We start from the raw sequence: 18540 nt of genomic DNA on the forward strand, positions 1-18540 counted from the left end.
TCAAAAAGGCTGGGTGGCTTAGTATCATCCAGTGGCGGTGTTGCCAGGGAGGGCGCAATATGCGTGGGTTTCAAGGTATTCGATGGCTGGAAAAAAAGTTGCGGCAGGCATTGCCTGGGCATTGTGCTTTTTGCCTGGGTGAGCCTATGCCCCATAAAGCCTGGTGTCAGGAGTGCTTTGATGGGATGCCGTGGAACAGGGTGTGCTGTCAACGGTGTGCCGAGCCGCTGACCTCTTTGACGCAGGGGCTTTGTGTTCACTGTCAGCAAGACCTGCCAGCCTTTGCCAGTGCTCATGTGCCTTTTCTGTATCGCGGGCCAGTGCGCCAGCTGGTGCATGATTTCAAGTTTAAAGCGTCGCCACGTGCCGGAAACTTGATGGTGGCCTTGTATCTTGACACCTTGAGTGGTCACGCTGAATGGCAGCGTGATAGCGATGTGCTGGTGCCAGTTCCTCTGTTTACACGCCGCTCGCGGGAGCGGGGGTTTAACCAGTCGGATTGGTTTGCCCGACAGCTAAGCCAGCATCTGGGCCTTGCTGTCACTCACGCTATTCGCACGGTGGATACTCCAAGCCAGCGTTTGCTGGGGCGCTCTGCCCGGCGTAACAACCTGGGGGATGTTTTTCAGCTGACATTGGCTTCGCCTGCGAGAGTGATTCTTGTTGACGACGTCGTAACAACCGGCGCCACGGTGCAGTCATTAGCCAGTGCTGCGTGGCTAGCGGGTGCCACGGATGTTTCGGTAATGGCGTTTGCTCGTACACCGCTTGGGGCAGGGTGATAGACTGATGTATTTTCATGGAGTTATTGATGAGTCATCCCTATAGCGCACTGTCTCCTGATGTCATCATGACCGCTTTTGAGAACCTAGGCATTCAGCCGAGTAGTGAGCCGTTTGCATTAAACAGTTATGAGAATCGCGTACTGATGTTTCGCGATGAGTCCGGGGCTCGCTGGGTGGTGAAATTTTACCGCCCTGAGCGCTGGTCATCTGAGGTGATCCAGGAGGAACATGACTATCTGGCGGAATTGTATGAAGCGCAGGTGCCAGTGAGTGCGCCTTGGCGGAATGCTGATGATGTGTCTTTGCATGAATATGACGGTTTTCGTTTTACGCTTTTCCCCCACTGCGTTGGTCAGGCCCCCGAACTGGATAACCCGGCGCATCTGTTTGCGTTGGGGCAGGTGATTGGTAAATTGCACGCGGTCGCCAGGCGAAAAGCGTTTCAGCATCGACCTGCTTTATCGATTGTTGAGGGTATGCTGAGCGCCCAGCAGCAGGTATTAGGCAGCGGCCGTTTAACCAGGCATCAACAACGCGCTTACGAGCGAGTCAGTACCCAACTCATCGATAGTATCGGGCAACATTTGCCGCCTTATATCGAGAAGATTCGCTGTCACGGTGATTGTCATCTGGGGAACGTGCTAGGGCGTGACGAGCACTTCAGCCTGGTAGATTTTGATGATTGTCTGATGGCACCGCCCATTCAGGATATCTGGATGCTGTTGGCTGTGGATGAGCCGCAAGAGCAACGTGCCCAGCTGAGTGAAATCAGTGAGGGGTATGAAGAGTCCCTGCCATTTCCTGGTCATCAGATGGCGCTGGTAGAGCCTTTGCGCAGTTACCGATTGATGCGTCATAGCGCCTGGCTGGTTCAGCGCTGGGACGATTCGGCTTTTCCTTTGGCTTTCCCATGGTTTGCGGATAGTGGTTACTGGGATCAGCAGATACGTCAGTTAGAGCAGCAGCGCATGCAGGTGGAAACGCCTAAGTGGTTGGCGTAAAGGGTATATTCAGGCGCATGCTGAGCATTCTGTAAAAACGCCAACGGGCCCTGATAAAGTTGTCTTTATCAGGGCCCGTTTATGTCACGTTTAATATGCCACGTTTAAAAATAACCAGGAGAGATAATGGCGTGGGTGTTACTCGGCGTCTGCTTTGGTCTCAGATTCACTTTCCTGGTCAGCTTGACGACGTCGGGCATTGATTTCAGCAGAGGGGTTGTTTTGTGCCTCGATTTCCAACGATTTATTAAGCGTTAATGTGAAGTTGTGTTCCTGCACAAAAGCACAATCGGTATCTTCGCAGTTCAATCCATACTGGCCATCGGTGTCATACACCCCTGCATCTATTTCGCCTGAGAAAATGGCACTTTCCGAGTTTTCTGCTTCGATGCAGGTAACATCATGGGCCGTGATGCGAACGCGCTCCCCGGAACGCAGTGCGTCACCAATGATGACGCAGTATTCAGGCAACTGGTGTGATGTTGATGCTTCGTGATTGGGGCGCAACAGAATGTTGGTAAAGGAAGACCCACCATCAGCAAATGTCACGTCCTCAATAAATTCCACACCAACCGTTGCCTGTTCCGGAAATGTCAGCTTGGCATCAGCGGCAAACGAGGAACTCGCCATCAGAGGCAGCAGCATACTGAACAAGGTGACAGATAACTTGGTTGATGACTGCAATGATAAAGATCTCATTGGCATGGCAGGATCTCGCTTTTTCGTGAGGTGTGCAAAAGAAGACGCTAATACTCATGGTTAATAATACCACAGCAACGATTGAGTAAGCAGTTGCGCGTGTCACTCTGCCACAGCGCAGGACATAAAATGGAGCGTCGTTGTGACACAGGGTTGTTAAAGTAAGCTAAAATAATCACCTACTAAAATTTAGTTGTACAAAAGCTATTTTAAGTATATTTTTTGTAGTGTTTTTGTTTTGCTTGCTTGTTATTTATCGTTAATTTCGCAGGGCAGGCAGGTTGCCCAAAACGAATTAACGTTGATAAGACAGGATTTAACGCGTTGATGGTTTGCCGTGCAAGCGTTCCGTGGACTGACGAGGCTAAATATGACAGACGAAATTGCCCATCACTATCGCCAGATCATGCAATTGCTTGGAGAAAACCCTGAGCGTGAAGGGCTGCTGGATACTCCACAGCGTGCTGCGAAGGCTATGCAGTTTCTAACCGCAGGGTACCAGCAATCGCTGACACAAGTGGTTAACAACGCGGTTTTTGAATCCCAGACAGATGAAATGGTGTTAGTTAAAGATATTGAGCTGTATTCGATGTGCGAGCATCATCTTCTACCCTTTATTGGCAGATGCCACATTGCTTACCTGCCAAATGGAAAGGTGTTAGGGCTATCTAAGTTTGCACGAATTGTTGATATGTTCGCTCGTCGCATGCAGATTCAAGAGAATTTGACGCGTGAAATTGCTGAGGCTGTTCAGGAAGTGACAGAGGCACGAGGGGTTGCTGTGGTTATTGAGGCGCGTCATCTCTGTATGATGATGCGTGGTGTCGAGAAGCAGAACTCCAGCATGAGCTCCTCTGTGATGCTGGGAGATTTCCGTAACAACCAGGCAACTCGCCAAGAGTTTCTGACACTGGTCAATTGAACAATTGGTGGATGGCTCAGCGTGCAAGGCCCTTATGTTGCTGGCGGATGTTTTTTTTAAAAATGCAGTATGACACTTGGTTAAATGAGCGGTTTCGTCTTAGCATGGAGGTGAGACAGTTTGCCCATAGGGCTATCATTTGATCAGGAGCTTGTAATGGAAGCACTGAAAGAAACCCAGCTATATTGCCCGTTTGCCTATATTGATGGCAGCTGGGTTGCCGCCGACAGTGGCGAGCAGATTAATGTGATTAACCCCGCCACTCAGGAAAGCATGGGCGATATGCCGCGTCTGGGTAGGCAGGAAACATTACGTGCCATTGATGCAGCAGATGCCGCTCAGCCTGCATGGCGAGCCATGACGGCTCAAGATCGTGCGGACCTTCTGCTTAAGTGGCATGACCTGATGCTGGAGCATCAGCATGATCTTGCCTTGCTGATGACTCACGAACAGGGCAAGCCGGTTAAGGAAGCCCAGGGTGAAATTGTTTACGCGGCAAGTTTCCTGCGCTGGTTTGCTGAAGAAGCCCGTCGTGTTTATGGTGAAACGATTCCTGCGGCCAAGTCCAATCAGCGTATCGTGGTCACCAAACATCCCGTTGGGGTAGTGGGTGCCATCACGCCATGGAACTTCCCTGCCGCCATGATCACTCGCAAAGCCGGTGCTGCCCTGGCGGCAGGTTGTACGATTGTGGTGAAACCTGCCAGCCAGACGCCGTTTTCCGCGACAGCATTAGCGCTTCTGGCAGAGCGTGCTGGTATTCCTCGTGGCGTGTTCAATGTGGTGCCTGGCAGTGCCGCAGAGATTGCCGAGGCCATGACATCGTCGCCTAAAGTTCGCAAGATCACCTTTACCGGTTCCACGGAAGTGGGGCGTAAACTGATGATGCAGGCGGCTGAAAATATCCAGAAAATTTCGCTTGAACTGGGTGGCAATGCCCCCTTCATCGTGTTTGAAGACGCGGACCTGGATGCGGCTGTCGAAGGCGCGATGGCAGCCAAATTCCGTAATGCAGGTCAGACCTGTGTATGCACCAACCGCTTCCTTGTCCAGTCCAGTGTGGTGAATGCTTTCTGCGAAAAGCTGGCAGTGGCGATGCACAGCGAGTTAACGGTAGGTGATGGCACCAAGGCGGGCGTAAACATTGGCCCACTGATCGATGAAAATGCGGTTAAAAAGGTGAGTGAGCACGTTCATGATGCCGTGGATCATGGTGCTGAACTGATTCTGGGTGGCCATCCACATCCATTGGGAGGCAACTTTTTTACGCCGACCTTGATCAGTTCCGTAACACAGGACATGAAAGTTGCCAAAGAAGAAACGTTTGGCCCATTAGCCGCTGTCTTTCCGTTTGATGATGAAGAGACCGCGATTGATATGGCCAATGATACCGAATATGGTCTGGCATCCTACTTTTATTCTCGGGACCTGGGGCGCGTATGGCGTGTCTCGGACGCGCTGGAATATGGCATGGTAGGTGTGAATACCGGACTGATTTCGAATGCGGCAGCTCCCTTTGGGGGCGTCAAAGCCTCCGGATTGGGCCGTGAAGGTGGTCATCAGGGTCTGGAAGAGTATCTGGAAACCAAGTACTTATGTATTGACCTTGGTTAAATATCCTGGTTAAAAAAATCTTGGTTAAAGGGTATTGCCTGACGGTGTGATTGATTTCACCGTCGTCATTAATAAAAAAACCAGCGGCTTTTAAGAGCGGCTGGTTTTTTTGTGGGCACTTGCAGGTTCGCGTTAGTGGCGGAAGTGGCGCATGCCGGTAAACACCATGGCAATGCCCGCTTCATTGGCGGCATCGATGACTTCCTGGTCACGCATGGAGCCGCCCGGCTGAATCACTGCGGTAATACCGGCAGCGGCAGCGGCATCAATGCCGTCTCTGAAGGGGAAGAAAGCATCGGATGCCATCACAGAGCCAGGTACAGAAAGGCTTTCGTCGGCCGCTTTGATGCCTGCGATTTTAGCCGAATAAACACGACTCATCTGCCCAGCACCCACTCCGATGGTCTGGCCTGCTTTGGCGTAAACAATCGCGTTGGATTTGACGAACTTTGCAACACGCCAGGCAAATGCCAGGTCACGCAGCTCCTGTTCGGTTGGGGTGCGTTCACTGACAATCGTAAGCTCGTCACGCCCCACCATGCCATGGTCGGCCTCCTGAACCAGTAAGCCTCCATTAACACGCTTAAAGTCCAGCGTTGGCTGCGTATTGGCTGGCCAGTGGGCGTGAACATCCAGGAGACGTACGTTGTGTTTTTCCGCCACAATCGCAAGAGCGTCCTGGCTGACGCCGGGCGCAATAATGACTTCCACAAACTGGCGGTCAATAATGGTACGCGCCGTCTCGGCATCCAGCGGAACATTGAAGGCGATAATGCCGCCAAAGGCGCTGGTAGGGTCAGTGGCAAAGGCTTTGTCGTAGGCTTCCAAGGCGTTATTGCCGACCGCAACGCCACACGGGTTGGCGTGTTTGACAATCACACAGGCGGTTTCTTCAAAGGCTTTGACGCATTCAAAAGCCGCGTCGGTATCCGCTACGTTATTGTAGGATAACGGTTTGCCCTGAAGCATTTTCGCTGTCGCCACGCTGGGTTCACTGGCATCAGGGTCCACATAGAAGGCCGCCGCCTGGTGAGGGTTTTCGCCGTAGCGCATATCCTGCTTTTTATGCAGCTGAAGGTTAAAGGTGCGCGGGAACTGCTGGTCAGCCTCGCTGATCTGGCGGCCGAGGAAGTCGGCAATCGCGCCGTCATAGCCGGCGGTGTGTTCGAACGCTTTTACGGCAAGATCAAAACGGGTCGCTGCGCTTACCTGGCCATCCTGGGCGGCAAGTTCACCCATGATGCGCGGGTAGTCATCGGCGTTGACGACAATCGTCGTGAACGCATGGTTTTTGGCGCAGGCGCGCACCATGGTCGGTCCACCAATGTCGATGTTTTCAATCGCATCTTCAAGGGTGCAGTCCGATTTGGCGACGGTGGCGGCAAAGGGGTAGAGGTTGACGACGACCATATCAATTGGCGCGATATCATTGTCTGCCATGACAGCGTCGTCCTGGCCCCGACGGCCCAGAATGCCACCGTGAATCTTGGGGTGCAGGGTCTTGACCCGGCCATCCATGATTTCAGGAAAGCCGGTATGTTCGGAGACTTCTTTCACCGTAATCTGGTTTTCTTGCAAGAGGCGGAATGTTCCTCCTGTGGAAAGCAGTTCGATGCCTTGCTCGGAAAGACCGCGAGCAAATTCAACAATACCGGTTTTATCTGAAACGCTCAGTAAAGCGCGGCGCACAGGAGTTGCAGTTATATCAGCCATTAGGGGTGCTCTTACGCAGAAACGATGAATAAAAAACAGCGAAGCCCTGTTTAGGGAGCATCACCTTCAAGAAGACCGTAGTGTTTGAGTTTTTTGCGCAGCGTGCCGCGGTTCAAGCCGAGAACCGCAGCCGCGCGTGTCTGGTTGCCGTCGGTGTAAGCCAGTACAGACGTTAGAAGCGGCGCCTCGACTTCAGCCATCACCATGGCATAAAGATCGCTGGTATCTCCGCCATCAAGATGCTCGAAATAGCGTTGCATGGAAGCTTCAACGGCTTCACGCAACGGTTGAGGCGGCGCCGCTGTTATCGGTGACGATATGCCATCAACGTCCTTAAGAGGCGCATCGGAAGGCTTGCCGGATAACGGATCGGGTAAATCAGAATGCATTAACATAGCCGGTTCTTTCATGCGGCATGGCTTCCTTTAGCGAAGAGGCGCTCGTTAGCATCATCAGCCATCGCCTTATGAATCCATTCCAGTTGAGCGCTGGGGGATGTCAGCACATTGAACTGGCGCTTTAATTCTCGTATCTGGACGTCATTGAAGCGACTATCCGTATCCAGATACCAACCAAGGTGTTTACGGGCAATACGGGGTCCCATGGGTAGACCATAAAACGTATGTAATGCGCAGAGATGCTCGCATAGCACCTCTTGGCGTTCGGCAAGCGTGGGAGCTGGTAAGACGCTGCCATGCGTCAGGTAATGGGTGATCTGTTGAAAAATCCACGGATTGCCTTGTGCGGCCCGGCCAATCATCAGAGCATCAGCCTGAGTATAGCTTAGTACCTCAAGGGCTTTTTGCGGGCTGTTAATATCGCCATTGGCAAACACCGGAATTGATAACCGGGATTTTATATCGGCAATGGTGTCATATTCCGCCAGGCCATTATAGCGCTGCTGACGATGGCGTCCGTGTACGGCCAATGCCTGAATGCCTGAGGCTTCGGCGAGTCTGGCAACCCTCAGCCCATTGTTGCTTTCAGCACACCAGCCGGTACGAATCTTGAGTGTCACGGGAATATCGACGGCAGCGACGACGGCCTCAAGAATCTGGGCAACCAGGATTTCATCGCGCAAAAGCGCCGATCCGGCGGCTTTATTGCAGACCTTTTTGGCTGGGCAACCCATGTTGATATCAATGACTTCAGCACCTAAATCAGCATTCAGACGCGCTGCCTCAGCCAGCATCTGTGGGTCGCCACCCGCAATCTGTACGACGCGTGGCGAGGGTTCACCACGATGATTCATGCGCTGTCTGGATTTGCGGGTATGCCATAAGTTCGGGTCTGCGGTGACCATTTCACCCACTACCCAGCCAGCCCCCAATCGGCGGCAAAGCTGCCGGAAGGGCTGGTCAGTAACGCCCGCCATCGGAGCGAGAATGACGCGATTAAGCAGTCGGTGCTCGCCAATGGTCGGTAATGGTGTCAACGGATTCATAACGTAATGGTCACGATTTGCCTGATGCATGGGGGAGCACATGATACGCCGACTCGCCTTGCGGGTGAAGGTCGTTCGTCACAATGCCGCGTCTTTGGTGATTTTATCCGTGCTGCAGGCGTTGGCCTGTGAGTCTGACCCAGCCATCGCGCAGGGTAGGCTCATCCATCAGCAAACCTTGCGCCTGATAGGCTTCAAGTACGTCGTTGGCCTGATTGGCAAGAATCCCGGACAGAGCGATACGGCCGTTCGGCGCGACATGGCTGGCGATCATTTCCGCCAGCTCAATCAAAGGGCTAGCCAGAATGTTAGCGGTTACCAGCGGATAGTCACCTGGTGGCAGCTGCTCGGGATAGAAAAGGTCCAGACGCGTATCGTCAATGGCGTTGCGTTCGGCATTGTCTCGGCTCGCCTGTAGCGCCTGAGGGTCAATATCGGTGCCATCTGCGTGGGCGGCGCCCAGTTTCAAGGCCGCAATAGCAAGAATGCCGGAGCCACAGCCGACGTCAAGCACGTTGGCCTGCTCAAGCTCGCCGGAAACCGCCAGTTCATCCAGCCATTCAAGGCACAAGGCGGTGGTGGGGTGGGTGCCTGTGCCGAAGGCCAGTCCGGGGTCGAGCACCAGGTTGACGGCGTCCTGCTCGGGTGGTGCATGCCAGCTAGGCACAATCCAGAGACGCTGTCCCATTTTCAATGGTTTGAAGTCATCCATCCATTCCCGCTCCCAGTCCCGATCAGCCAGTAATTCATAGCTGATATCCGGGCAGGGTTCTTCCGGGTAATGTTCGGCCCAGGCCGCCTGTAAGCGCTCCAGCATGGCATCGATGCCTTCAAGATCATCATACAGACCGGTAAGAATGGTATCTTCCCATAACGGAGTCGTGCCGCGCTCTGGTTCAAAAACAGGGTCGTCGTGGGCGTCCTGTAACGCAATGGCGGTGGCGCCTTCATCAACCAGCAGGTCTTCGAGTAATTCCGCCTGTTCGGGCGCTACATGAGCGCTAAGTTGTAGCCAGGGCATTATTTGTCTCCGCGCAGCTGGGGAATGATCTTTAAAGCGACGATAAAGCGATTATCAGACGGGCCTGTATGAAAGGCGTACCAAACGAAAAAAACAAAGCAAAACGGGGCGGCCTGCGCCACCCCGTTGGCCAACAGGCTTCAACACATCAGGAACTGAGTTTCTTTTCCAGATAATGAATATTGACGCCGCCCTGACGGAAATAGCTGTCACGCACCAGGTCTTTATGCAGGTCAATGTTGGTTTTGATGCCTTCCACCAGAAGCTCATCCAGGGCGTTGCGCATGCGCGTTAAAGCCGTGTCACGGTCAGCGCCCCAGGTGATCAGCTTGCCGATCAATGAGTCATAGTGGGGCGGTACCGTGTAGCCCGTATACAGGTGGGAATCCATACGAACGCCTAAACCGCCGGGTGCGTGGTAGAGCGTTACTTTGCCGGGGGATGGCATGAAATTACGCGAATCTTCCGCATTAATCCGGCATTCAAAGGCATGACCGCTGACCTTGACATCGTCCTGGGTGATCGAGAGCGGATGACCTGAGGCGATCAGTAGCTGCTCTCTGACGATATCAACGCCTGTCACCATTTCCGTGACGGGGTGTTCGACCTGTACGCGGGTATTCATCTCGATAAAGAAGAATTCGCCGTCCTCATACAGAAACTCGAAGGTACCTGCACCACGGTAATTAATCGTCAGGCAGGCCTGACGGCAGGCTTCCAGCACCTTGGCGCGAGCGGCAGGGTCGATGCCGGGGGCTGGCGCTTCTTCAAGCACTTTCTGGTGACGGCGCTGCAGGGAGCAATCGCGATCATAGAGATGAATGGCATTGCCTTGGCCATCTGCCAGCACCTGGACTTCCACATGGCGCGGCTTTTCAAGGAATTTTTCCATGTAAACCGTGCCGTCGCCGAACGACGTATGGGCTTCGGTGCGGGTCACATTAATGGCAGAAAGCAGGTGGGCTTCAGTATGCACAACACGCATGCCACGTCCGCCGCCACCCGCTGCTGCCTTGATGATCACTGGGTAGCCAATCCGGTTGGCAGTGGCCAGCAGGGTTTCTTCATCGTCACCCAATGGGCCGTCCGAACCGGGTACGGTAGGGACACCCGCTTTTTTCATCGATTCGATGGCGCACACTTTATCGCCCATCAGGCGAATAGTGTCAGCCCTCGGGCCGATAAAGGTAAATCCGGAGCGCTCGACCTGTTCGGCAAAGTTGGCGTTCTCGGAAAGAAACCCATAGCCGGGGTGGATCGCGCTGCAGTCTGTGACTTCTGCAGCACTGATCAGGGCCGGAATGTTGAGATAGGATTGCGCCGATGAAGCCGGGCCGATACAGACGGCCTCATCCGCCAGGCGCACATGCATAAGCTCGCGGTCAGCCTTGGAGTGCACTGCCACAGTCTTGATGCCCAGTTCCTTGCAAGCGCGCAGGATACGTAAAGCGATTTCGCCGCGATTGGCGATTAGTACCTTGTCCAGCATGGGGAAGTCCACCCGTGTCAGAAAGAGGAGATCAGGCGATGACAAGCATGGGTTGATCAAACTCAACCGGTTCGCCGTCCTCAGCGAGAATGGCTTCAATGATGCCGTCGCGATCAGCTTCGATCTGGTTCATCATTTTCATGGCTTCAACGATACAGATGGTATCACCTTTCTTGACGCTATCGCCGATTTCAACAAAGGACTTGGAGCCGGGGGCCGGGCTGCGATAGAAGGTGCCGACCATGGGCGAGTTGACGGTTTCACCGCGATAAGTCACACCATTTTCTGGCTCGGGCTCTGTGGTGCTGACGGGTTGAGCCGGTGCCTGAGCGGGTGCCGCCTGAGGGGCATATTGCTGCATCGGGTAACCGCCCGTTGGCATGCCGTTAGGGTGGCGGCTGATGCGAACAGACTCTTCACCTTCCTGAATCTCGATTTCACTGATGTCGGATTCTTCTAATAGCTCGATAAGTTTCTTAACTTTACGGATATCCATCGCGTCGCCCTACAATCCAGAATGAAAAAAATTAATGCCTTGGCCAACCATGATAGTACGCGTCGAGGAAAGGTGCCTCGAATCAGGTAGGCAAGGCGTAGTAAACCTGTGTCAAAAAAACGCATAAACCGACACGTTAACGAATGTTGCTCAATAGACAGTGTGTTTATGCGGAATATTTTGAATATAATGGATCGGGAGTTTGCCGAAAAACGACCCCGTTGTCCAGTAACGCCATTACTAGGGACAGCAGGCTAATGGCGAACGTTCGTTTGATAACGGTACCAATAACGGTACCGACAACTGTGCCAGTTGACAGAGGCGTATGCTGGCAATGCTAGCCAGCCATCCACTGATTCAGACGTTGTAAATGTTCGGTCAGACGGCCAGCGTTAATTTCTCCCTGAATACGTGCCGCTGTCACTTCTTCAGCCTGGTGAAAGAACAGCAGGCTGGGCGGGCCAAAGAGGTCAAAATGTTCAAGAAGTTCGCGGCTGCGTGCGTTGGTTTGTGTGACATCCGCTTTGATGAGTACATAGCCATTCAATGCCTCTGCCACCGTGGGTGTGGGGTAGACTTCACGCTCTAACTGTTTGCAGGAAATGCACCATTCAGCCGTAAAATGAACAAAAACAGGTTGGTCCTGAGCGGCAGCCTGATCAATGGCATTTTCCAGCGCTGTAAGGCTATCAACAGTACTGAATGCCAATGGCGCTTGAGCGGTCGAGTTCTGTTGTGTCGTCATTGTGACTTGTAGAGGACGCACAGGGTTGCTTCCCCCTTGAGCCGCGCCAATCACCAGTGCTACCCCCCAGGCGAGCAGCAATATGCCGAGTGCCTGACGGGCTCTACCCCAGCCCTGGGGTTGATTGAAATTGAGTGCCCCGAGTGCCAGGGCGCTACCAATCGCTAATCCTGCCCAAAGAAGCAGTGCCAGGGAGGCGGGGACCAATCGCTCGATCATCCAGATAGCCACACCTAACAGGAGTAACCCAAAGGCAATTTTTACCCCCTGCATCCAGCTGCCTGTACGCGGGAGCAAGGTGGTGCCAAAGGTGCCAACCAATAACAGGGGTATCCCCATCCCCATACCCAGCGCGAAGAGCACAGCGCCGCCCAGCAATGCATCCCCGGTTGATGAAATAAACACCATGGCACCTGCCAGTGGTGCGGTTACGCAGGGTGATACCACCAGCACGGACAAGGCACCCGCCACGGCAAGCCCAAGGGGGCCGCTACGCTGTGCGCGTGCTTGCCAGCCATCGATACGGCTGGCAAGACGTGGTGACAGTTGAAGATTAAAGGCACCAAACATGGCCAACGCGAAGAGCGTAAAGAGGGCGGCAAAGAGAATAAGTACGGGTGCAGATTGCAGGTGAGCCTGCAGGTTAAGTCCAGCGCCAAACAGGCCCATTAAAACGCCCACCAGCGCGTAAGTCAGCGCCATGCCAAGCACGTAGCTGGCGGATAGCACAAAAGCGCGCGGGCGTGTGGGGTTCTGGCCGACCACGATAGAGGAAAGGATCGGGATCATCGGCAGGACGCAGGGAGTAAACGTCAGCCCAAGTCCAGCGATGAAAAACAGCCCTAATGCCAGTGGCAGACTGGCTTCACTGAGTAAGGTGGTGAAGCGGCGATCGCTGCTCTGTGTGCCGTTAAAGTCATTCTGATTGGCAAGGCTGGTATCTTCCTGTGCCGCCGGTTCCGCTGTGCTGGCGCTGACTGGCGAATCGCTTGGCTGCCAATTCACAAATGTCGTTGGCGGTTGAGACTGGGCCGCCTGCAGGGATACTTTTTCGGGGGGGTAACAGAGTCCTGCATCGGCACAGCCCTGATACGTCAGCCTGATCGGGAGCGGGCCGCTGTGGGGGGACACAAAAGGCACCTCAAATACCATCCTGTCACGAAAGACATACACATCCCCCATGAATTCATCTGTCGTGAAAGTCCCTTCCGGCAGTTGCAGTGCGCCCAGCTTTGCGTTGCCACCTGAATCGTCATCGATGCTCTCGACATCGAATTGATGACGGTACAGATAATAGTCTTCGGCAATCTCCATGCCGATATACAAGGTGTTGCCATCATGCCAGGCGCTGGGTTGAAACGCTTCCTGTACGGGCAGAAAGTCACCCTGGCCGTCCGACGAAGAAAACCACTGTGCCTGAGCAAAGAAAGACAGCAGGCTAAAGGCCAGGGCCGTCGTAACGGTTAAAAATAGACGAATTGATGGCACGCTATGTCCTTGAATCATCATGGTTGGATCGATACTACTGAAATCTTGGGACAGTTTACCTCAGCAAACGCTCCCTACCTTGGGCTGCGCTCTCATGACGCGGTTCGGTTTTAATGATGACGTAATCCTGATTGCAACGTAATCGGGCCGCCCTAAGGCGGCCCGAATCGTCAGCAGACTTGCATGTTGCCATGCAGGTCAGCGACTTAGGCTTTTTTGTAAGCAGCAACCGATTTTTCAATGGCCTTGCGAGCCGCATCGGCGCCCTCCCAGGATTCAACTTTCACCCATTTGCCTTTTTCAAGATCTTTGTAGTTCTCGAAGAAATGAGCAATCTGTTGGCGTAGCAGTTCGGGCAGGTCGGTGACTTCGTGAACATCATCGTAAAGCGAAGACAGTTTGGCATGAGGAACACAGACCAGCTTGGCATCTTCGCCAGCTTCATCGGTCATGTTGAGAATGCCAATCGGACGCGCGCGAATAATGCAGCCAGGCTGTACCGGATGTGGTGTAACGACCAGTGCGTCCAGCGCGTCTCCATCGTCGGCGAGCGTGTGCGGAATAAATCCGTAATTCGCCGGATAGAACATTGGCGTGGCCATGAAACGGTCAACCATCAGGGCATCCATGTCCTTATCGATTTCATACTTGATAGGCGCGTGGTTGGCCGGGATTTCGATTGCCACGTAAATGTCGTTGGGCAGATCCTTACCAGCGGGGATGTTGTCAAAGTTCATCGTAATTTCCTTGGTGGTACGGGGTCGCACTAGACGAGTTTGGCATGCCACGTCAGTTGCGAAATGATAAAGCAACACGAAACTGTGACTGATTCAATGTTTATCAGCCTTTATTGGAGGGCGATTATACGAAGATGAGAGAGTGATTACCAATGCGACGTAGGTTTGTTACACCTAGGTCGGTGGCAGCAGCTTAGGTGTATGGAGATCAGCGGTGTATCATAGCGCTATCTGCTGATATTCAGACGGTAGTGTCATGATATTGGCTCACTGCACGAGGAGGAACCCTTGGCCCAAGCTCAACTGCTGATCAGTTATGGTCAAGCGTTTGTCGCACCTGACCATCGCGAACATCGAAGCTCTATGTCAGTGCGAATTCCGGAAGCCGCGCTGCTTCAGGCCAAAGGTGGATGTGCCGTCATCAGTGATTCGGTGGCGCGAAATAGCCTGGCCAAGCAGGCGGGAGATATCAGTGTTCGCGGATTTCTGGCGGACTACTTCTCAACGCCTGATCACTGGGATGTCAAGGTCTCTGCCACTCGTGTGCTGAGAGCCCTGAACAGCTGGTGCTACAGTCAAAGCCAGCATGTCAGTAATGGCAGTTTTGTTTCGTCACTCTCGGCACTGGTGCTGCGCCATCGTGATGGGCATCTTTTTCATATGGGCGATACGCTGGTGTTTCGCCTCCGTGGCGCTGAGTTTGAGCAGCTTACCCGCGACCATATTACGGATCTGGGCGGCTATCGCTACCCGTCGCGAGCGTTGGGGCTGGATGGCAGTGTGGATATCGATTACACCCAGCTGGCGCTCAAGCAGGGGGATATTTTCCTTTTCACGACGCAAGCCGTGCGTGGCACCTTATTGCCCTCGGATTATGTACGTCTGATTCGTCAGGATGCCAGTGATCTGGATGCCGCCTGCGAACGCCTTGCCGATGAAGCCAAGTCACGCGCTCAAGAGCGTGGCTATGGTGGCGAGCAGTTCTGTTTTCAGGTTATGCGTATCGATGAGCTACCGGATGAAGTGAATGATCATCCAGGCCAGGTTTACGGTGACCTGCCAATTCCGCCAGAACTTTCTTCCGGTGAGCGCTTTGACGGTTTTGATGTGCTGAGCGTGCTAGCCAGAACGGCACAGTCACGTGTCTATCGAGTGCGCGATGTCCATACCCAGCGGGAAATGGTGATGAAGGCACCAAGCCCCGAGCTTTCGTTACGCAACGCCTACCTGGAACACTTTTTACTCCAGCAGTGGGTCGTAGAGCGGGTCAATTCTCCCTATGTGGTCAAAGTGATGGAGCCGTCGCGGCCGCGACGCTACCTGTATTACCTGATGGCACCGGTTGAGGGGGAGACGTTGCGTCAATGGGCACAGCGTCACCCGCAGGCCACCTTGAATCAGCGTCTGGATATTGCCAATCAGCTGGGTAAAGCTGTTCAGGCGTTGCATCATCGTGATGTATTGCATCAGCAGGTCAACCCGGACAACATTCTGATAGACCCTCATGGCAAGCTGGTGTTGACGGATTTCAGCGCCTGCCATGTGCGCGAGGCGGATGGTCATCGTCACTCAGGGGCTTTACTGGCGCAGGTAGGTTACGGCGAGCATACCGCACCTGAATATGCGTTGGGTGATAGCGTGGGACGGCGCAGCGATCAATATTCGCTGGCATCGACAACCTACTGGTTGCTGACCGGCCAGCTACCTTACCAGTTAACGCCTGACAAGCTACGCAGCCACACCGACCTTGAAGGGCTTATCTACCGGAGTGCACGTGTCGCCAATCCGGAAATTTCCGTTGAGCTGGATGATGCGCTGCGACGTGCGCTGGACCCGCAGCGGGCACTGCGTTTTCGGCGGATGTCGGAATTTCTCCATGCCCTGCGCTTACCGCTAGGGCGCAACCGGCGCGACAACCGCCACGATTCGCGCTTTTTCTGGCAGGGCGTGGCCGGCATCCTGTTATTGCTACTGGTGCTGTCCTGGTTGTTGCGCTAACCCACAAAACGCAAAAAGCCGAGTGATTAAACACTCGGCTTTATGGTTTCAATACGGCTGTTTAATATCAGGCTTACAGCGTAAACACAGGTAAGCGACGTTCAACTTTGGCCAGCTTGAGTTTGGCCACTTTGGGCAGGCCGTTTTCAAAGGGAGGGAAGTCTTCGCCCTGGATCAGCGGTGACAGATAGTTGCGGCACACATCGGTGATAGCAAAACCACTGTCGCTGATAAAATCACGCGGCATGAATTTTTCCTGGTTAGCGACATCTTTCAGGGGCGCAGAAATGATGTCCCATTGATAAGGCGTATCGGTAACCCGACGAATGGCAGGCATCATGGCGTTTTTGCCAGCCAGTGCCAGAGTGACCGCTTCACGGCCAACCGCATAAGCCTGCTCGACGTCTGTCCTGGATGCCAGGTGGCGAGCGGCACGCTGCAGATAGTCGGCCACCGCCCAGTGATATTTATAGCCCAGATCCTGCTTCACCATGCCTGCCAGCGTGGGTGCAACGCCACCTAACTGACGATGACCGAAGGCGTCGGTATTCCCTGCATCTGCCAGGAAGGTGCCATCTTCATAGCGTGCGCCTTCAGACACCACGATGACGCAGTAGCCATAATCCTTGACGCACTGATCGACCCGTGCCATGACCGCTGTGCGATCAAAAGCAATTTCCGGAAAGATGATCAAATGGGGTGGCTCGTTATCGCCTTCCCCTGCCAGACCGCCTGCGGCGGCAATCCAGCCTGCATGGCGGCCCATGACTTCAAGAACGAACACCTTGGTAGAGGTGGCGCACATTGAGGCGATATCCAGCGACGCCTCAAGAGTAGACGTGGCGATATATTTGGCGACGCTGCCAAATCCGGGGCTGTTATCAGTGATCGGAAGATCGTTATCGACCGTTTTAGGCACGTGAATTGCCGTTAGCGGGTAACCCATTTTCTCGGAAAGCTGAGAAACTTTCAGGCAGGTATCGGCGCTATCTCCGCCGCCGTTATAGAAGAAATAGCGAATATCATGGGCCTTGAAGACCTCAATCAGGCGTTCATACTGAGCACGATGGCTTTCGATATCCTTGAGCTTATAACGGCAGGAGCCGAAGGCACCGCCCGGTGTATGGCGCAAGGCGGCAACCGTTTCTTCACTTTCCTGTGACACATCAATCAGATCTTCGGTTAGCGCACCGATGATGCCGTTATGGCCGGCATAGATCTTGTTGATGTGCTCGGGAGCTTCACGGCAAGCTTCAATCACGCCGCAGGCACTGGCATTGATAACGGCGGTGACGCCTCCGGACTGGGCATAAAAGGCATTGTACTGGGCCATGGAAACGCTTTATCTCCTGAAAACGGGGCTTTGTCTGACATGCATCATGCAAATGAATGCCAAGGAAAGTGTCGGCTTTCCTTGGCATCTATTGTCAGTAACGGGCATTGTTTGGCGCAAAATACTCAACAAATAGCTGAGCAAAATAACCTGTTAAAACGGTTTAGCGAAACGATTTGGTGGAACAGTTTAGCGCAAAGGGTATATGCCTGCACCCGCTCGATACGATTCCAGGCGAGAAGGATCAGGCCATGGGTTAACCAGAGCAATTAACTGTCGTTATCGTCCATGGCCTGTTCGCGCAGGGCGAGTTGCCAGCCGCCAAGATCCTTGTAACGATTGACCATGGCACAGAAAAGCTCAGCCGTGCGCTCAGTGTCATAACGCGCTGAGTGAGCTGACTTGTTATCAAAGTCAATTCCCGCCGCACGACAGGCGCGGGCAAGCACTGTCTGGCCGTAGATAAGACCGCCCAATGTAGCGGTATCAAAGCTGGAAAACGGATGAAACGGATTGCGTTTGATGCCACAACGATTCGACGCCGCATTCAGAAACCCGTGATCAAAGGCGGCATTATGTCCAACCAGAATCGCCCGGGTGCAGCCGTGGGCCTTGATTGCCTTACGGATAGGGCGGAATATTTCACCTAAGGCTTCTTCTTCCGACAAGGCGACCTGGCGACGTAACGGATCGTCAAGGCGTATGCCGGTAAAATCCAGGGCAGCCTGTTCTACATTGGCACCTTCAAAAGGATGAAGGTGATAGGCGTAGGTGGCATCGGGCAGCAAATTACCTTCCGGATCCATGGTCAGGGTAACGGCCGCAATTTCCAGCACAGCATCACGTTCGGCATTGAAACCGCCGGTTTCCAGGTCCACCACGACAGGCAGGTAACTGCGAAAACGCTGTGCCATCAAATCGCGGGCAATTGCCTCGCTCATGCTGCTCTCCTTAATAGCGAGTCAGTGGTGCTCAGTGCCACTGATAAAAAAGTCATTATGTGTGCGTATCTTCAGGCAGATTCTAACAGCTTTCTCAGTCAGTCGTCGTTGACG

16 protein-coding genes are annotated in these 18540 nt (G+C 53.7%); 5 read left to right on the forward strand and 11 right to left on the reverse strand.

Features of this window, described 5'->3' with window-relative positions:
- The first annotated feature begins 59 nt into the window (after nucleotides 1-59).
- Both ACU6TU_RS07365 and ACU6TU_RS07370 read left to right on the forward strand, forming a co-directional pair.
- Nucleotides 60-782, forward strand: a complete 723-nt coding sequence (locus ACU6TU_RS07365; RefSeq protein WP_447143905.1) for a ComF family protein — start codon at nucleotides 60-62, stop codon at nucleotides 780-782.
- A 29-nt stretch (nucleotides 783-811) separates the two neighbouring features.
- Nucleotides 812-1786, forward strand: coding sequence for a serine/threonine protein kinase (locus ACU6TU_RS07370; RefSeq protein WP_447143906.1), 975 nt, complete (start codon nucleotides 812-814; stop codon nucleotides 1784-1786).
- A 138-nt stretch (nucleotides 1787-1924) separates the two neighbouring features.
- Here ACU6TU_RS07370 and ACU6TU_RS07375 read toward each other — a convergent pair whose 3' ends face one another.
- A complete protein-coding gene (locus ACU6TU_RS07375) occupies nucleotides 1925-2491 on the reverse strand; it encodes a hypothetical protein (RefSeq protein ID WP_447143907.1) in 567 nt (188 codons plus the stop codon).
- 364 nt (nucleotides 2492-2855) lie between these two features.
- On the opposite strand from ACU6TU_RS07375, the gene folE reads away from it, so the two are divergent.
- Together folE and ACU6TU_RS07385 are read left to right on the forward strand one after the other, a co-directional pair.
- On the forward strand, nucleotides 2856-3407 hold the full coding sequence (gene folE, locus ACU6TU_RS07380; protein ID WP_447143908.1) for a GTP cyclohydrolase I FolE: 552 nt from the start codon (nucleotides 2856-2858) through the stop codon (nucleotides 3405-3407).
- A 156-nt stretch (nucleotides 3408-3563) separates the two neighbouring features.
- A complete protein-coding gene (locus tag ACU6TU_RS07385) occupies nucleotides 3564-5021 on the forward strand; it encodes an NAD-dependent succinate-semialdehyde dehydrogenase (protein ID WP_447143909.1) in 1458 nt (485 codons plus the stop codon).
- Between the two features lie 132 nt (nucleotides 5022-5153).
- Here ACU6TU_RS07385 and purH read toward each other — a convergent pair whose 3' ends face one another.
- The 8 genes from purH to ppa form a co-directional block, all read right to left on the reverse strand.
- Nucleotides 5154-6734: a bifunctional phosphoribosylaminoimidazolecarboxamide formyltransferase/IMP cyclohydrolase gene (gene purH / locus ACU6TU_RS07390; protein WP_447143910.1), complete on the reverse strand. Its 1581-nt coding sequence runs from the start codon at nucleotides 6732-6734 to the stop codon at nucleotides 5154-5156.
- Nucleotides 6735-6784: 50 nt separating this feature from the next.
- The gene (gene fis, locus ACU6TU_RS07395) at nucleotides 6785-7144 is read right to left on the reverse strand and encodes a DNA-binding transcriptional regulator Fis (protein WP_447143911.1); all 360 of its coding nucleotides are present in this window, start codon (nucleotides 7142-7144) and stop codon (nucleotides 6785-6787) included.
- Nucleotides 7141-8208 (reverse strand): tRNA dihydrouridine synthase DusB, encoded by a 1068-nt coding sequence (gene dusB / locus ACU6TU_RS07400; RefSeq protein ID WP_447143912.1) that lies wholly within the window; start codon nucleotides 8206-8208, stop codon nucleotides 7141-7143. The genes fis and dusB overlap by 4 nt, the downstream gene beginning before the upstream one ends.
- Before the next feature lie 73 nt (nucleotides 8209-8281).
- Complete coding sequence (gene prmA / locus ACU6TU_RS07405) at nucleotides 8282-9199, reverse strand: 50S ribosomal protein L11 methyltransferase (RefSeq protein ID WP_447143913.1); 918 nt, start codon at nucleotides 9197-9199, stop codon at nucleotides 8282-8284.
- A 148-nt stretch (nucleotides 9200-9347) separates the two neighbouring features.
- A complete protein-coding gene (gene accC, locus ACU6TU_RS07410; protein WP_447143914.1) occupies nucleotides 9348-10688 on the reverse strand; it encodes an acetyl-CoA carboxylase biotin carboxylase subunit in 1341 nt (446 codons plus the stop codon).
- A gap of 31 nt (nucleotides 10689-10719) precedes the next feature.
- Nucleotides 10720-11184 (reverse strand): acetyl-CoA carboxylase biotin carboxyl carrier protein, encoded by a 465-nt coding sequence (gene accB / locus ACU6TU_RS07415; RefSeq protein ID WP_447143915.1) that lies wholly within the window; start codon nucleotides 11182-11184, stop codon nucleotides 10720-10722.
- A gap of 337 nt (nucleotides 11185-11521) precedes the next feature.
- The gene (dsbD, locus tag ACU6TU_RS07420; protein ID WP_447144202.1) at nucleotides 11522-13408 is read right to left on the reverse strand and encodes a protein-disulfide reductase DsbD; all 1887 of its coding nucleotides are present in this window, start codon (nucleotides 13406-13408) and stop codon (nucleotides 11522-11524) included.
- A gap of 215 nt (nucleotides 13409-13623) precedes the next feature.
- On the reverse strand, nucleotides 13624-14154 hold the full coding sequence (gene ppa / locus ACU6TU_RS07425; RefSeq protein WP_447143916.1) for an inorganic diphosphatase: 531 nt from the start codon (nucleotides 14152-14154) through the stop codon (nucleotides 13624-13626).
- A gap of 288 nt (nucleotides 14155-14442) precedes the next feature.
- On the opposite strand from ppa, the gene ACU6TU_RS07430 reads away from it, so the two are divergent.
- Nucleotides 14443-16152 (forward strand): protein kinase domain-containing protein, encoded by a 1710-nt coding sequence (locus tag ACU6TU_RS07430; RefSeq protein ID WP_447143917.1) that lies wholly within the window; start codon nucleotides 14443-14445, stop codon nucleotides 16150-16152.
- Nucleotides 16153-16225: 73 nt separating this feature from the next.
- On the opposite strand, the gene ACU6TU_RS07435 is transcribed toward ACU6TU_RS07430, so the two are convergent.
- Nucleotides 16226-17485, reverse strand: a complete 1260-nt coding sequence (locus ACU6TU_RS07435) for a 6-phosphofructokinase (protein WP_447143918.1) — start codon at nucleotides 17483-17485, stop codon at nucleotides 16226-16228.
- A gap of 269 nt (nucleotides 17486-17754) precedes the next feature.
- Nucleotides 17755-18426: a ribonuclease T gene (rnt, locus tag ACU6TU_RS07440; RefSeq protein WP_447143919.1), complete on the reverse strand. Its 672-nt coding sequence runs from the start codon at nucleotides 18424-18426 to the stop codon at nucleotides 17755-17757.
- Between the last annotated feature and the right edge of the window lie 114 nt (nucleotides 18427-18540).

It is taken from the genome of Halomonas sp. LS-001, assembly GCF_052983955.1.

Bases quoted from the DNA above. Each gene is read 5' to 3' on its own strand.
- ACU6TU_RS07365 (WP_447143905.1), top strand. From the start codon at position 60: ATGCGTGGGTTTCAAGGTATTCGATGGCTGGAAAAAAAGTTGCGGCAG.
- ACU6TU_RS07370 (WP_447143906.1), top strand. From the start codon at position 812: ATGAGTCATCCCTATAGCGCACTGTCTCCTGATGTCATCATGACCGCT.
- ACU6TU_RS07375 (WP_447143907.1), bottom strand. From the start codon at position 2,491: ATGCCAATGAGATCTTTATCATTGCAGTCATCAACCAAGTTATCTGTC.
- folE (WP_447143908.1), top strand. From the start codon at position 2,856: ATGACAGACGAAATTGCCCATCACTATCGCCAGATCATGCAATTGCTT.
- ACU6TU_RS07385 (WP_447143909.1), top strand. From the start codon at position 3,564: ATGGAAGCACTGAAAGAAACCCAGCTATATTGCCCGTTTGCCTATATT.
- purH (WP_447143910.1), bottom strand. From the start codon at position 6,734: ATGGCTGATATAACTGCAACTCCTGTGCGCCGCGCTTTACTGAGCGTT.
- fis (WP_447143911.1), bottom strand. From the start codon at position 7,144: ATGAAAGAACCGGCTATGTTAATGCATTCTGATTTACCCGATCCGTTA.
- dusB (WP_447143912.1), bottom strand. From the start codon at position 8,208: ATGCATCAGGCAAATCGTGACCATTACGTTATGAATCCGTTGACACCA.
- prmA (WP_447143913.1), bottom strand. From the start codon at position 9,199: ATGCCCTGGCTACAACTTAGCGCTCATGTAGCGCCCGAACAGGCGGAA.
- accC (WP_447143914.1), bottom strand. From the start codon at position 10,688: ATGCTGGACAAGGTACTAATCGCCAATCGCGGCGAAATCGCTTTACGT.
- accB (WP_447143915.1), bottom strand. From the start codon at position 11,184: ATGGATATCCGTAAAGTTAAGAAACTTATCGAGCTATTAGAAGAATCC.
- ppa (WP_447143916.1), bottom strand. From the start codon at position 14,154: ATGAACTTTGACAACATCCCCGCTGGTAAGGATCTGCCCAACGACATT.
- ACU6TU_RS07435 (WP_447143918.1), bottom strand. From the start codon at position 17,485: ATGGCCCAGTACAATGCCTTTTATGCCCAGTCCGGAGGCGTCACCGCC.
- rnt (WP_447143919.1), bottom strand. From the start codon at position 18,426: ATGAGCGAGGCAATTGCCCGCGATTTGATGGCACAGCGTTTTCGCAGT.